Raw genomic sequence first — 14,145 nt, 5'->3', positions numbered from 1 at the left:
AGGAGCGTTGGGTGGGGGACATCAATCAAGCAGAGAGACGGATCGTTACGGTCGCCGTAATGATTGACAGACGACTTTCGCTGCCAGTGCTGACGTCATCGCGGGCAAGCCCGCTCCCACTGGTTTTGCGAGTGACTCAAATACTGGGGGAGCGGGCTTGCCCGCGATGACGCCGGTGAAATCACCGCCGAATCAATTGGCGAGCCCGGCCTTTATCAACAACTCCTCCAGCGCCAATAAGTCAGGGACTTTGGCCACTTGCTCCCCCACCTGCACCGCCGCCTGTTCCAGCGAGCACAACGGCACATCCACATAGCTCAACTGACTGTCGAGCTTGTACGAGCGCGGAATCCCCTGCACCAGCAAGGCGATGAATTTCAAATCGGGCCGCCCACCGAGCGCATTGAGAATGACAATCCGCGCCCGCTCACCGATGACGATTTTCTGCCCACACGCCGACTCGAAACTGAGCAACGGAATCTGCCGGTTCCGCCACATGACCCGCCCGAGGTACCACGGCGGAGTGTCGAGGTCGAAGGCGCTGGGTTGGTAATCAATAAGCTCCGCAACGGCGACGTTGGGCAGGATCAGGTTGCGGTCAGCCAGGGGCAACAGCAGGCCGGTCAGGTTGCTGGTGCGGTGCTCAAGCATGGGTTTTGCTCCACAAGGCGATGCTTTCGAGCAGCACCGATTCCTGGTACGGCTTGCCGAGGTAGTCGTTGACGCCGATGGACATGGCGCGGTCGCGGTGTTTCTGGCCGGTTCTGGAAGTGATCATGATGATCGGCAGGTGTTGCAATCGTTCATCGCTGCGCACCTGGGTTGCCACTTCGAAGCCGTCCATGCGCGGCATTTCGATGTCCAGCAGCATCAGGTCAGGCAGGTGCTCTTCGAGCAGCAGCATGGCGTCGACACCGTCCTTGGCGGTCAGTACGTTCATGCCGTGGCGCTCGAGCAAACGGCTGGTGACCTTGCGCACGGTGACCGAGTCGTCGACCACCAACACCAGCAATGGCTTGTGCGGCTCGACCTCCGCGTCCTGAGTCGCTGACTGTTGCGGCACGCGGGCCTGCATCGCGCGAATAGGTGCCAGCAAATCGAGAATCAGCACCACCCGGCCATCGCCGAGAATCGTGGCCCCGGACAAACCCTGCACCGCTGCAAACTGCGGGCCGAGGCTTTTGACCACGATCTCGCGAGTGCCGGCCATGGAGTCGACTTGCACCGCGATGTGCCGCTCATTGCACTGCACCAGCAACACCGGCAGCGGCAGGCTCTGGCCCAGCAGTTTCGGACGGTGGCTGGTTTTCAGCAGTTCGCCGAGATAGCACAGTTCATAGTGTTGCCCGGCGTATTTGTAGGTCGGCGGATCGAGCCGGTAATGCCCTTCGAGTTCGTTGGGCAGCACGCGCACGATGCCGTCGATGGTGTTCAGCGGGATCGCGTATTGATCGTCCCCGCACTGCACCATCAGCGCGCGGTTGACCGACACGGTGAACGGCAGACGAATCCGGAAATGCACGCCTTGCCCGGGCACAGAGTCGATGCTCATACTCCCGCCCAGCTGCCGGACTTCTTCGTGAACCACGTCCATGCCGACGCCGCGCCCGGAAATCTGGGTGATTTTCTCGGCCGTGGAAAACCCCGGTTGCAGGATAAACTGCAACACATCGCGGTCGCTGAGGTCGTTGTCCGGGGCGAGTAATCCGCGCTTGATCGCCTTGCGCCGCACCGCGTCCAGCGGCACACCGGCGCCATCGTCGCGGATGTCGAAAATGATGTCGCCGCCCTCTCGCGACAGATCAAGCGTGATTCGACCTTGCGCCGGTTTACCTGCCGCGATACGCACCTCGGCGGATTCCAGCCCATGGTCCACAGCGTTACGCAGCATGTGTTCCAAAGGCGCGGCCATGCGTTCGAGGACGTTGCGATCCATCTCGCCTTCGGCATTGCCAACGATGAATTCCACGTCCTTGCCCAACTCGCTGGAGACCTGACGAACAATGCGCTTCAAGCGCGGCATCATCCGTTCGAACGGCACCATGCGCGTACGCATCAGGCCTTCCTGCAACTCGGTGTTGATGCGGCCTTGCTGTTGCAACAGGTTTTGCGCTTCCTGATTGCGCCGGTCGAGGGTTTCCTTGAGGTCGAGCAGGTCGGAAGCCGACTCGAACAGCGCCCGAGACAATTGCTGCAACAGCGAATGACGGTCCATTTCCAGCGGGTCGAATTCTTCGTAACCCAGGCGTTCGGCTTCGACTTGCTGACGACTGAGAATCTGCCCCTGGGTTTGCGTATCCAGGCGACGCAACTGATCGCGCATCCGTTCGATGGTGGTTTCCATCTCGTTCAACGCGACTTGAGCGTCGTTGGCCTGTTGTTCGATCCGGCCACGGAAGATCGACGTCTCGCCAGCCAGATTGACCAGGTCGTCGAGCAGTTCCGCCGAGACCTTGACCATGTCCGCACTGGCATCGGGTTGCAGCGCGGGCGGCTCGGGTTTAAGCACCGCAGGTGTCGCAACCGGCGCTTCGAGCACGGCCGGATGACTGAAATTCTTGATCGCATCGATCAGTCGATCGGCCGGCGGTAACGGCTGGCCAGCGCGGGTTGCGTCGAGCATCTGCGCCAGGCGGTCGTGGCTGCTTTGCAACAACTCGAACAACGCAGCCGTGGATTGCAGCACGCCAGCGGAGAGGCCTTCGTAGAGGAATTCCAGCTCATGGGCCAGGTCGCCGATCGGGGCGATTTCCACCATCCGCGCGCCTCCCTTGAGGGTGTGCAGGTCGCGCAGCAGGGTTTCCACTTCCTGGCGATTCGAAGGTTCGGCCTGCCATCGCACCAGCGCCGCACCGGAGTTTTCGATGATGTCGAAACCTTCCTCGAGGAAGATCTCCAGAAGCTCTGGATCATGGCCCGGTGAATCCTCAGCCCTGGCCGGCTCGGCCACTTCAACAGCGTTGGCATTGCCTTGGCGATACTCGCGAATGGCCTGGATCAGCTCACTCGGATCGCCCAATGGCTGTTGGTTCTGCAACTGTTCGAGCAACTGCGCGAGCCGGTCGTGACTCTGTTGCAGCAGGTGCGCAAGCGCTTCGCTGTGGGTGTAGCGGCGGTCCACCAGACCTTCGTAAAGACTTTCCAATTCATGGGCCAGGTCACCGACCGGCTCGATCTCGGCCATCCGCGCGCCGCCCTTGAGGGTGTGCAAATCTCGCTGCAAGGACAACAACGGCGCGGCATTGTCCGGGTCGCTCAGCCAGCGCTGCAAGGCCTGGCCGACGCTTTCGAGGATATCCACTGCCTCTTCGAGGAAGATCGAAACGATTTCATCGTCCAGCTCGACTTGGGTGGCAGTCTGCTCCAGTTCGGCGGTGGCGCTGCCCAGTTCGCGGATGCTCAAGGTTCGGCTGCCGTCGCTTCGAATCAGCCCCATTGCCGACGGATCAAGACTGGCGTCGAGCAACCCGTGCAAGGCCCGGATGCGTTCCGGTTGCGGGCTGACTTCCTGGCCGGCAGCCAGTTCGTCGAGCATGTTGATCAGCGCTTCGTGGGCACTTTGTGCCTCATGGAAAAACGCTTCGCTGACCGCCAGGCTGCTTTCTTCGACCGCACCATAGAGGTCGAGCAAGGCTTCGCAAAGCTCATCCACCGGGTGCAAATCAGCCAGGTGCGCGCCTTCGCCGAGGGTGGTCAATTCGTCCAGCAGCGCACTGAGTTCCTGACGCTCGCCGGGGTGCTGCTGCCAGCGCTGCAACAGGCTTTCGGCGTCGAGCAGGATGTCCATGCCTTGGGCGAGAAAGTTATTGATCAGCTGCGGATCGCGCTTGGTGCGCAGGCCGGTATTCGGTGCACTCAGCAAGGTTTGCAGACGCTCGGCCAGCAACGCCTGGGTGCGCTCGATCAACGAGCGGGCGCCGGGAATGTCCCCCAGCGGGTCGCGCGTGAGCTGTCGCAGCCCGAGACGAAACAGTCCTTCGGCTTCCAGCAGCAGCTCGACTTCGTCCAGGTCCAGGGCAATCAGGTGGGCCTTGTACTCCCGGGCCAACTGATCCAAGGGCGCGGCCAGCTCGGCAATCGGCAAGACGCCGGCCATGGAAGCGCTGCCCTTGAGGGTGTGCAATGCCCGCTGCAATTCGTCGTTGGCCTGCAACGGTACGTGTTCGGCTGCCTGGTCGAGAAAGCGGTTGAGACTGCTTAAATGGGTCTCGGCTTCTTTGCGGAAAATCTCCAGCAACAGCGGATCGAGAGCAGCAACATCTTGCGTGTCCTCATCGCTGGCAGGCGCATCACCCTTGGCCAAGGCATGCGCGCGGGCGGCCAATTGATCGACATCGTTGCGCTGACGTTGGGTATTAGCGGCAAATTCAGCCACCAGTTCCGGCAACAGGTTCAACGTCTCCGCCAGCAACTGCTGCACTGCCGCCCCGGGTGGCACGCTCTGTTCAAGCACCCGGTTGAGCAGGTTTTCCACGGCCCAGGCCAGTTCGCCAAGGATCAGCGCACGCACCATCCGGCCACTGCCTTTGAGCGTGTGGAAGGCCCGGCGTAGTTCACTCAAGTCCGATTTGTTGTCGGGATTGGCCGACCAGCGCGGCAGGTATTCACCCAGAATTTCCAGGACTTCGTCGGTCTCCTCGAGGAAGACTTCCCGCAGCTCATCGTCTACCGGCTCCTCGCCCACTGGCGGCGGCAACAGGCTGCCGGGTGTGGTCAGGGCTGGCGGATTGACCGCAGACACGGGGCTGGCGAGTACGTCGGCCAAGGTCTGCACGACCTCAGGATCGTCCAGCGCCTGAAGGTCCTGCATGACCTGCGCTTCACTGGGGCTGAGCACATCCTCAAGCACCGGCACCTGCTGCTCGCTGGGGAAAAAACCGAGCGCGGCCAGGCTTTTTTCCGCAACGTCGAGCAACTGTTCGCCAAGCGCTTCGGGGTCGTCGCTGAGGCGCTCCAGGTAATACTCGATGCTGGTGACGACGTCAGCCAGGCTGTCCAGTTCCTGCCAGCCGGGGTGATCCGGGTCCAGCAGCAGGTGCTCGCGGATGAAGTTGTTGCACGTCTCGATCAGATTCGCCGCTCGGCTTAGCGGAATCATCGCCAGCGCACCGCGCACCTGGGTCAGCAAGGCCGGCAATGGCTGCAAGTGCTGACGGTCCCAGTCGGCGTCGATGTAATCGACGATCATGTCCTTGGCCTGTTGCAGGCAGATGCGTGCTTCCTTGATCACGATCTGGTGAATCTGCGTCAGGTCGGTGGTCGGCAGACGGCTTTCATCCTGGCTTTCCGGCTCGACGGTACCGACCATTCCGGCCAGGGTCGCTTCGACATAGAGCAAGGCGCCGGCGACGTCCATGAGGATCGCGTCGTTGGGTTCGCGCTGGCCCTGGGCCAGGCTCAGCACCACCGCCAGTTGATCGATGATGACCTTGCGCGGCTGACCGAAACCCAGCACCGCCAGGGTGTCGGCAATTTGCCGCAGGGGCGCCAGCAGGCTTTCGAGGTCGGAGGTGTGCTGCCGGTCGCTGCGCACGAACAGGTCGAGGCGCTCCTTGACCCGCACCAGCTCTTCGCACAGCGCCGCCAACACCGAGCGCATCGCGTCGCGGTCAGGGCCGGCCAGCCGTGCTCGTTCTTCGTCGACCATCGCGCTGTCAGGCAGCGCATCGTCAAGTGAGTAGCGATCTTTCATGGTCAGCATCTGCCCGGTGGGGTGTTCGGACTTGGCAATGTAGAACAGCAAGCTTTTGAGTAACTCCGGCGGCGCCGGCTGATTGATTCCGGGCATGCCCTGTTCGAGCAGGCGCTTGAGCTCTTTGTCGGCGTCCTTGAACAGGCTGCGCAGCGCCGGACTGTTAGCGATCGCACCGCCGCGCATGCCTTCGACCAGCGCCGAGGCGACTTGCCACAACGGGCTCAGGGGCGCATTTGCGCATAAGCCTTCGAGCCGTGCGAAAACCTTGGTCAGATAATCGAGGTTGGTTTCCCCATCCTGCTCACGCAGCAACCCGACCAGGGCCATCTGCAACATTTGCCGCAATTTACGCAGCACGTTCGGTAAATCCGCAGGTTCCAGCAGCGCCAGCGACGCTTCGTCCAGGGGTGGCAAGTGGGGCAATTGCGGACTGAACAGGCTGGTTTCCGACAACAGGCTTTCGCCACGGGCACTGCGTAGATCGTTGATCAGCGGCAACACCACCAGCGGCAAATCACGACGGGCGCCTTGCACCCGGTCGAGGTAGATCGGCAATTGCCCGAGGGCTTGCATCAAGAGATGGATCGCCTCATCGCGATGGCTGACACGGTTGTGCTGCAAGGCCGTGGTCAGCTGTTCCATTTCTTCGGCAAGAAGCGCCGCGCCGTAGAACTCGACCATCTGCAAACTGCCGTGAACCTGATGGACGCACGCCAGACAATCGCTCAGGGCGTGCGTCGCCTGCGGGTCATCCAGCAGGTCTTCGATTGCCTGATGAGCCTGCTTCAGCGTTTCGGCAATCTCGCCTTTGACCCACTCGAGGGCCACATAGTCGTGCCGATCACCCATAAACCACTCCAATCCTCACTTCAGTCAAGAAGCATGCGCCCGGGGGCGGTTCAAGCTTTGTCCACAGCCTGCGCCTTCGCGGCCGGCAAGGTGAAGCCGGACACCGAACGCCGCAACTGACTGGCCATTTTAGCCAGGTTACCGATGCTCTCGGCAGTGGCGGTGGAGCCGGACGAGGTCTGCGTGGTGATCTGTTGGATCACGTTCATCGTCAGGGAAATCTGCCCGGCCGAAGACGTCTGTTGCTGCGCTGCATTGGAAATACTCTGGATCAGCGCCGCGAGGGTCTTCGATACGCCCTCGATTTCTTCCAGGGCCACTCCGGCATCCTGCGCCAGACGGGCGCCGCGCACCACTTCGGTGGTGGTCTGTTCCATGGAAATGACCGCTTCGTTGGTGTCGGTCTGGATCGCCCGCACCAGGGTTTCGATTTGCCGGGTCGCCGCGGATGAGCGTTCGGCCAGCCGTTGCACTTCATCGGCGACCACCGCAAACCCGCGCCCGGCGTCACCGGCCATGGACGCCTGGATGGCGGCGTTGAGTGCGAGGATATTGGTTTGATCGGCGATGTCATCAATCAGGCTGACAATGTCGCCGATTTCCTGAGAAGACTCGCCGAGACGCTTGATGCGTTTGGCGGTGTCCTGAATCTGCTCACGAATGTTGTCCATACCGTGGATGGTGTTGTGCACCACCTCGTTGCCCTTGTTGGCGATTTCCACCGAACGCTCGGCCACCGCCGACGATTCCGCCGCGTTGGCCGACACCTGATCGATGGACTGAGCCATCTCGTTGATCGCCGTGGAGGCCTCGGAAATCTGTTGAGCCTGATGTTCCGAGGCCTGCGCCAGGTGCATGGCGGTAGCTTGAGTTTCCTGCACCGCCGCAGCGACCTGGCCGGCGGTGAGGTTGATGGTTGCCACCAGGTCGCGCAGCTGGTCCACGGAATAGTTGATCGAGTCGGCGATGGTCCCGGTGAAGTCTTCGGTCACCGACGCCGTCACGGTCAGGTCGCCGTCGGCCAGGTCTTCGATCTCGTCCAGCAGCCGCATGATCGCGTTCTGATTGCGCTCGTTCTTCTCGGCGGTCTCGCGCAGCTGACGATTGGTTTCGCGCACCATCACCAACCCAATGAGGATGATCGACATCAACGCCGCCAGGCCCAGCACGTAGCCACCGATTTCGTCGGTGTTTCGCCCGCCGGCGAGGTTTTCGAAACCGCCAGCCAGATGCGAGGCTTCGTCGAGCAGGGTTTGCGACAGGGTGAATATGTTGGTCGCCGATTCGCGGACCTTGAACAGCTCCGGCGAGGTTTCGAGGATTTCATCCACCGAGCCCGAAACGAACTCGAACAGCTCGGAAATTTCGATCAACCGTGCGCGCGCATCGCGATCTTCGACCTGGCTGACCTTCAGCGACGGATTGCCCTGGAGCATGCCGTTGAGCACCTGACCGAAACGTGCGGCATCTCGACCGAAGGCGTCGGCGGCCTGCTGCGAATTTTCATCACCGGACAACACGGTGTTCACCGCGCCCAAAATGCGCTCGGCCAACAGCGATTGACGCTGGGCCATCGCGACCTGGGCGGCCGGGGCACCGCGTTGAAGAAGGGTTTCGATGACTTTTTCGTACTCGACCTGCAACTGCGGCACGGTTTCGGCCAGTGTGGCGGCGACCTGATGCAGCGACAGCACGGTCTGTTCGCTGGAGAGAATGGCATCGGTGTTTTTCAGCAGACGCTCCCAGTCGAGCTGCACGGCGCGCATTTCCGGGCGCACGGTGGACGGCGCCGGCGGCAGGCCGGTGGACGGGTCGCCCTTCTTCAGATAGCTCCAGCGTTGGGCAAAATCATTGCGCGCATCACTGAGCAATTTGAACGCCGCCGCTTTGCCGGCAGCGGCTTCGGTGGCGTACTTGGCGATGCGCTGGGACAAGACGCGCAGCTCACCGGCGTGGCTGATGTACTGTTTATCGTATGTGGCTTGGGTGTTGAGGTAAGCGAAGTTGGCGAACAGCAGCATGATGAAGATGATCAGCGCGATGAACAGCGCGATGATCTGCGAGCGGCTGCGCGACCCTTCTGGCTTGCCTGTTTTTGCTTTTATCATCGGTCCTCGCCTGTTTACCAACACCTGTGAACCTTGCCGAGAACCTTGTGGGAGCTGGCTTGCCTGCGATGGCATCAACTCGGTTCGACGTCAGGCCGCGTCGCCTGCATCGCGGGCAAGCCCGGCGCCCACAGGGATCCGCGTTTACACCGCTACATGCATAAAGCTTTGTGACTGCACCAACGCAAACGGGCTGAACACCTGCCAAATCTGCTCACGCTGAAACCGGCCTTTGACGAAGGCGCCGATGGCGCCGTTCAGCTCGCTCGATGGCACCGGCTCAAGACTGTCCTGGGCAAAGTGCTGCAACCCGAAAACTTCATCGACCATCAGCCCGGTGAACACATCGCTATGCTCTACCACCAACACCCGCCGCTGTTTGCGCAAGGCCGACAGTTCATGACCGAAGAAGCCGCACAAATCCATGACCGGCAACAATCGCCCGCGCAAGTTGGCCACGCCCTTGACCCAGGGTTTGACCCCCGGCAATTGCGTGAGCCGCAGCTCATGCAACACTTCGCTGACTTCACCCATGGGCGCGACGTACCAATGTTCGCCCAAGCGAAAACCGATGCCGCTCCAGCTGTCCTGGCGGGTCGGCTGTGACGGCAAGTCCGCCGCCAGCAGGCGGCAGCGCCGGTCGATCTGCAGCAGCAGTTCGAAAGCCGTCAGTGACTCGGTCATGGCCGGACGATCAACCGGCCAGCACGTTGTTCAGGGTTTTGATCAGCGTTTCTTCATCGACTGGTTTGGTCAGGTAGTCCTTGGCGCCCTGGCGCGTGCCCCAGACCTTGTCGGTCTCCTGATCCTTGGTGGTGATGATGATCACCGGGATGTGCCCGGTTTCCGGGTCTTTAGTCAGCTGGCGGGTCGCCTGGAAACCGTTGAGGCCGGGCATGACGATGTCCATCAACACCGCGTCGGGTTTTTCCTGACGGGCCAGGGCCACGCCGTCGGCGCCGTTTTCGGCTTTCAACACTTCATGACCGTGCTTTTCCAGCATGCCGGTCAGTTTGTACATTTCAGTCGGCGAATCATCGACGATCAGAATACGTGCCATGGTCTTCCCCATTCTTGTCGACACCGGGCCCGCTGGCCGAGCGTCCTGTGCGTGTCCTACTGCGGCAAAACGGCGGCGAAGCCCGGTACATGGGCCTGGATCGCGTTCAGCAGCTCTTCCTTGCTGAAAGGCTTGGTCAAAAACTGGTCGGAGCCAACGATGCGCCCTTTGGCCTTGTCGAACAGCCCGTCCTTGGACGACAGCATAATCACTGGCGTGGACTTGAACGCACTGTTGTTCTTGATTAAAGCGCAGGTCTGATAGCCATCCAGACGCGGCATCATGATGTCGACAAAGATGATGCCGGGGTGATTGTCGGCAATCTTGGCCAGGGCATCGAAACCATCGATGGCCGTAATGACCTCACATCCCACATTCTTCAGTAGCGTTTCGGCGGTGCGGCGAATCGTTTTCGAATCGTCGATTACCATGACCTTCAGGGCGCTGGAATGCTGTTCCATAAATGCTCTGCCGTCGCCTTTGCGAATCAAATTGTCCATTTCCGATAACCGGAGGCTCGAAACCCTTGATGTTTAAGGGCCGGAACGATGTGGCAGCCTTTTTAGCACAGTCTCCAAATGCAATCTATCGGGGGACCGGCGCGGTGGTTTTTCCTTGACCGGGAACACACTGAGCGCCAATCTGACGCCACTTTTTCGTGTCCAGTCGGACCACCCAAATTCGAGGAAAAACCCATGAGCGTTCGCGTCGGGATTGTCATGGATCCTATTGCCAGCATTTCCTATAAAAAGGATAGCTCGCTGGCCATGCTGCTGGCCGCACAGAAGCGCGGCTGGGAACTGTTCTATATGGAACAGAGCGATTTGTACCAGGCCGAAGGTGAAGCGCGTGCGCGGATGCGTCCGCTGAAAGTCTTCGCCAACCCGGAAAAATGGTTCGAGCTCGAAGCCGAGACCGACGCGCTGCTGAGCGATCTGGACGTGATCCTGATGCGCAAGGATCCGCCGTTCGACATGGAATTCGTCTACTCCACTTACCTGCTGGAGCAGGCCGAGCGCGCTGGCGTGCTGGTGGTCAACAAGCCGCAAAGCCTGCGTGACTGCAACGAAAAACTGTTCGCCACGCTGTTCCCGCAGTGCACGCCGCCAACCATCGTCAGCCGTCGCCCGGACGTACTGCGCGAATTCGCCGACCATCATGGCGATGTGATTCTCAAGCCGCTGGACGGCATGGGCGGTTCGTCGATCTTCCGTCACACCGCCGGCCACCCGAACCTTTCGGTGATCCTCGAAACCCTGACCCTGCATGGCAAACAGCAGATCATGATCCAGGGTTACCTCCCGGCAATCGTTGACGGTGACAAGCGCATTCTGATGATCGACGGCGAACCGGTGGATTACTGCCTGGCGCGGATTCCAGCTGCTGGCGAAACCCGTGGCAACCTCGCCGCCGGTGGCCGTGGCGAAGCGCGTCCGCTGACCGAGAAAGATCGCTGGATCGCCGCCCAAGTCGGCCCGACCCTGCGTGAGAAAGGTCTGCTGTTCGTCGGCCTCGACGTGATCGGCGAGCACCTGACGGAAATCAACGTCACCAGCCCGACCTGCATTCGCGAGATTGATAATGCGTTCGGCACCGACATCGGCGGGATGCTGATGGATGCCATCGATCAGAAGCTCAAGGCCCGTTGATATAGAACAGCCAAGAAACGACCAACATTGCGTTATCATCCGCGGCCTGTGAAAAACGCGATGTTGGTTTTTTTGTCATGACGCTCCCGTCCGATCTGCCCGCTGATCTCGCCCACCGTGGTGTGCGCCCGGCCGATCGCCTCGGTTTTACCCTGTTTCTCGCGGCACTGATTCACCTGGCCTTGCTGCTGGGCGTGGGGTTCGCCGTGGTCGAACCCAAGCAAATCAGCAAAACCCTGGAAATCACCCTCGCTACGTTCAAGAGCGAAAAAAAGCCTGAAAAAGCCGATTTCCTCGCGCAAGAGAATCAGCAAGGCAGCGGCACGCTGGATAAAAAGGCGACTCCCAAGACCACCGAGGTCGCGCCTTTCCAGGACAACAAGGTGCAGAAAGTCACGCCACCGCCAGCGGCCAAGCCTGAAGTTCAGGAAGCCGCACCCAAGGCTGCCGTGACGACTGTCGCGCCGAAGCCGAAAAAAGCCGCGACCAAAACCGAAGAGCCCAAACCCGTCACCAAACCAGCAGTGACGGCGCCGACGTTTGACAGTGAACAGCTGTCCAGCGACATCGCCAGCCTGGAAGCCGAACTGGCCAATGAACAACAGCTGTACGCCAAGCGCCCGCGTATCCACCGCCTGAGCGCCGCGTCGACCATGCGTGACAAAGGCGCCTGGTATAAAGACGAATGGCGCAAGAAGGTCGAGCGTATCGGCAACCTCAATTACCCCGACGAAGCGCGGCGCAAGCAGATCTACGGCAATTTGCGCCTGATGGTTTCGATCAACCGTGACGGCTCGCTGTATGAAGTGCTGGTGCTCGAATCCTCCGGGCAACCGCTGCTGGATCAGGCGGCCCAACGGATTGTGCGGCTGGCGGCGCCGTTTTCGCCGTTTACCGGGGATTTGTCAGACATCGATCGTCTGGAAATCATCCGCACCTGGAAGTTTGCGCGTGGGGACCGGTTGTTCAGTAATTGACCGCCACAAAACCTTGTGGGAGCGGGCTTGCCCGCGATAGCAACAAGTCCGACACATGAATTTCGAATTTACCGCCGTCATCGCGGGCAAGCCCGCTCCCACAGGGAACAGGTTGTTTGCGGAGATTTGAGGCATTTGCAACGCATCCCCAGCTTGTCAGTTCGCCCCTCCAACGCCACACTAGCGCTCATGAAGAACGTCAGCCCAAGCTACCTTAAGCATCACTTCCTGATCGCCATGCCTCACATGGCCGACCCGAACTTTGCGCACACCTTGACCTACATCGTCGAGCACACGGCCAATGGTGCCATGGGGCTGGTGGTCAACCGTCCGCAAGACTTGAACCTGGCCGATATCCTCGAGCAATTGCGCCCCGATATCGCCCCCTCGGTACTCTGCCAGCATGTGCCGATCTTCATCGGCGGGCCGGTTCAGACCGATCGCGGCTTTGTCCTGCACCCTTCGGGGAAAACATTTCAGGCAACCGTTGATCTGGAAGGTGAGCTGTCCTTGTCGACCTCCCAGGACGTGCTGTTCGCCATCGCCGACGGCGTCGGCCCGGCAAAAAGCGTGATCGCCCTCGGTTACGCTGGCTGGGAAGCCGGGCAGCTTGAGGCCGAACTGGCGCAGAACGCCTGGCTGACCTGCCCGTTCGATGCCGACATCCTGTTCAACACCAGCAGCGAACTGCGTCTGGAAGCGGCCGCCAAGCACCTGGGCGTCAACCTCAGCCTGCTCACCAGCCAGGCGGGGCACGCCTGATGGCCCTGCGCCTTATTCTGGGTTTCGACTACGGCACCAAACAGATCGGCGTTGCGGTCGGCCAGGTGATTACCGGCCAGGCCCGCGAGCTGTGCACCTTGAAGGCACAAAACGGCATCCCCGACTGGAATCAGGTCGAAGCCTTGATCAAGGAGTGGAAGCCCGACGCCGTAGTGGTCGGCCTGCCACTGAACATGGACGGCACGCCGAGCGACATGTGCCTGCGCGCCGAGAAATTCGCCCGCCGCCTGAACGGCCGCTACAACCTGCCCTTCTATACCCACGACGAACGCCTGACCACCTTCGAAGCCAAAGGTGAGCGACGTGACCGTGGCGGGCAAAAAGGCAGTTACCGCGACAACCCGGTCGATGCCATCGCCGCCGCCCTGCTGCTGCAAGGCTGGCTCGACGAAAACACCGCACTGTTCGAATCCTGACTGCATTTAATTCTGAAGAGCCGCTGCTAGCGACTCTCTATAGCTACAACCCGAGCCAAACCCCGCACGCACCGGCTCGGGCCCAAGAAGGAGCAACCATGAGCCTGCCCAATCCCGCCGAACTGATCAGCCAGATGGCGATCCGTCTCAAGGCACACCTGGAACACCGTGGCATCAGCGAACCGCGTTACATCGGCATTCGCACCGGCGGCATCTGGGTCGCCCAGGCGTTGCTCGAAGAACTGGGCAGCGATTCGCCGCTTGGCACCCTGGACGTCTCCTTCTACCGCGACGACTTCAGTCAGAACGGCCTGCACCCACAAGTGCGCCCATCGGCGCTGCCATTCGAAATCGAAGGCCAGCACCTGGTGCTGATCGACGACGTGCTGATGAGCGGCCGGACCATCCGCGCAGCCCTGAACGAACTCTTCGACTACGGCCGCCCGGCCAGCGTGTCGCTGGTCTGCCTGCTGGACCTGGACGCCGGTGAGCTGCCGATCCGCCCGAACGTAGTCGGTGCGACCCTGGCGCTGGCGGCCCACGAGCGGGTGAAACTGTCTGGCCCGGAACTCAAGCTCGAACTGCAAGACCTCGCCCTTTAATTCGCC

11 protein-coding genes are annotated in these 14,145 nt (G+C 60.9%); 5 read left to right on the top strand and 6 right to left on the bottom strand.

Annotation, left to right across the window (positions count from 1 at the left end; all coding sequences use genetic code 11):
• Positions 1-192: 192 nt before the first annotated feature.
• The 6 genes from FQ185_RS04190 to pilG form a co-directional block, all read right to left on the bottom strand.
• The gene (locus FQ185_RS04190; RefSeq protein WP_149416382.1) at positions 193-651 is read right to left on the bottom strand and encodes a chemotaxis protein CheW; all 459 of its coding nucleotides are present in this window, start codon (positions 649-651) and stop codon (positions 193-195) included.
• Positions 644-6,544: an Hpt domain-containing protein gene (locus tag FQ185_RS04185; RefSeq protein WP_149416381.1), complete on the bottom strand. Its 5,901-nt coding sequence runs from the start codon at positions 6,542-6,544 to the stop codon at positions 644-646. The genes FQ185_RS04190 and FQ185_RS04185 overlap by 8 nt, the downstream gene beginning before the upstream one ends.
• Before the next feature lie 50 nt (positions 6,545-6,594).
• Positions 6,595-8,652: a methyl-accepting chemotaxis protein gene (locus FQ185_RS04180; protein WP_149416380.1), complete on the bottom strand. Its 2,058-nt coding sequence runs from the start codon at positions 8,650-8,652 to the stop codon at positions 6,595-6,597.
• A 144-nt stretch (positions 8,653-8,796) separates the two neighbouring features.
• On the bottom strand, positions 8,797-9,336 hold the full coding sequence (locus FQ185_RS04175; protein WP_149416379.1) for a chemotaxis protein CheW: 540 nt from the start codon (positions 9,334-9,336) through the stop codon (positions 8,797-8,799).
• A 10-nt stretch (positions 9,337-9,346) separates the two neighbouring features.
• Positions 9,347-9,712: a twitching motility response regulator PilH gene (pilH, locus tag FQ185_RS04170; RefSeq protein WP_008068134.1), complete on the bottom strand. Its 366-nt coding sequence runs from the start codon at positions 9,710-9,712 to the stop codon at positions 9,347-9,349.
• Between the two features lie 56 nt (positions 9,713-9,768).
• Positions 9,769-10,173 (bottom strand): twitching motility response regulator PilG, encoded by a 405-nt coding sequence (pilG, locus tag FQ185_RS04165; protein WP_008152601.1) that lies wholly within the window; start codon positions 10,171-10,173, stop codon positions 9,769-9,771.
• 234 nt (positions 10,174-10,407) lie between these two features.
• On the opposite strand from pilG, the gene gshB reads away from it, so the two are divergent.
• From gshB to pyrR, 5 genes are all read left to right on the top strand, one after another.
• Complete coding sequence (gshB, locus tag FQ185_RS04160) at positions 10,408-11,361, top strand: glutathione synthase (RefSeq protein ID WP_149416378.1); 954 nt, start codon at positions 10,408-10,410, stop codon at positions 11,359-11,361.
• Positions 11,362-11,438: 77 nt separating this feature from the next.
• On the top strand, positions 11,439-12,338 hold the full coding sequence (locus FQ185_RS04155; protein ID WP_149416377.1) for an energy transducer TonB: 900 nt from the start codon (positions 11,439-11,441) through the stop codon (positions 12,336-12,338).
• Positions 12,339-12,527: 189 nt separating this feature from the next.
• A complete protein-coding gene (locus FQ185_RS04150; protein ID WP_149416376.1) occupies positions 12,528-13,100 on the top strand; it encodes a YqgE/AlgH family protein in 573 nt (190 codons plus the stop codon).
• The gene (gene ruvX, locus FQ185_RS04145) at positions 13,100-13,537 is read left to right on the top strand and encodes a Holliday junction resolvase RuvX (protein WP_005792259.1); all 438 of its coding nucleotides are present in this window, start codon (positions 13,100-13,102) and stop codon (positions 13,535-13,537) included. Before FQ185_RS04150 ends, ruvX begins: the two co-directional genes overlap by 1 nt.
• 98 nt (positions 13,538-13,635) lie before the next feature.
• Positions 13,636-14,139, top strand: a complete 504-nt coding sequence (gene pyrR / locus FQ185_RS04140; RefSeq protein ID WP_149416375.1) for a bifunctional pyr operon transcriptional regulator/uracil phosphoribosyltransferase PyrR — start codon at positions 13,636-13,638, stop codon at positions 14,137-14,139.
• The last annotated feature ends 6 nt before the right edge of the window (positions 14,140-14,145 follow it).

The sequence above is a fragment of the Pseudomonas sp. ANT_H12B genome, from assembly GCF_008369325.1.
Lineage (GTDB): Bacteria > Pseudomonadota > Gammaproteobacteria > Pseudomonadales > Pseudomonadaceae > Aquipseudomonas.
The sequence above is the reverse complement of the archived record's forward strand: the minus strand, read 5'-3'. Positions and strand labels throughout refer to the sequence as shown.

Coding starts and splice junctions, on each gene's coding strand:
- FQ185_RS04150 (WP_149416376.1), top strand. CDS start 12,528: ATGAAGAACGTCAGCCCAAGCTACCTTAAGCATCACTTCCTGATCGCC.
- pilH (WP_008068134.1), bottom strand. CDS start 9,712: ATGGCACGTATTCTGATCGTCGATGATTCGCCGACTGAAATGTACAAA.
- pilG (WP_008152601.1), bottom strand. CDS start 10,173: ATGGAACAGCATTCCAGCGCCCTGAAGGTCATGGTAATCGACGATTCG.
- FQ185_RS04190 (WP_149416382.1), bottom strand. CDS start 651: ATGCTTGAGCACCGCACCAGCAACCTGACCGGCCTGCTGTTGCCCCTG.
- ruvX (WP_005792259.1), top strand. CDS start 13,100: ATGGCCCTGCGCCTTATTCTGGGTTTCGACTACGGCACCAAACAGATC.
- gshB (WP_149416378.1), top strand. CDS start 10,408: ATGAGCGTTCGCGTCGGGATTGTCATGGATCCTATTGCCAGCATTTCC.
- FQ185_RS04180 (WP_149416380.1), bottom strand. CDS start 8,652: ATGATAAAAGCAAAAACAGGCAAGCCAGAAGGGTCGCGCAGCCGCTCG.
- FQ185_RS04155 (WP_149416377.1), top strand. CDS start 11,439: ATGACGCTCCCGTCCGATCTGCCCGCTGATCTCGCCCACCGTGGTGTG.
- FQ185_RS04185 (WP_149416381.1), bottom strand. CDS start 6,544: ATGGGTGATCGGCACGACTATGTGGCCCTCGAGTGGGTCAAAGGCGAG.
- FQ185_RS04175 (WP_149416379.1), bottom strand. CDS start 9,336: ATGACCGAGTCACTGACGGCTTTCGAACTGCTGCTGCAGATCGACCGG.
- pyrR (WP_149416375.1), top strand. CDS start 13,636: ATGAGCCTGCCCAATCCCGCCGAACTGATCAGCCAGATGGCGATCCGT.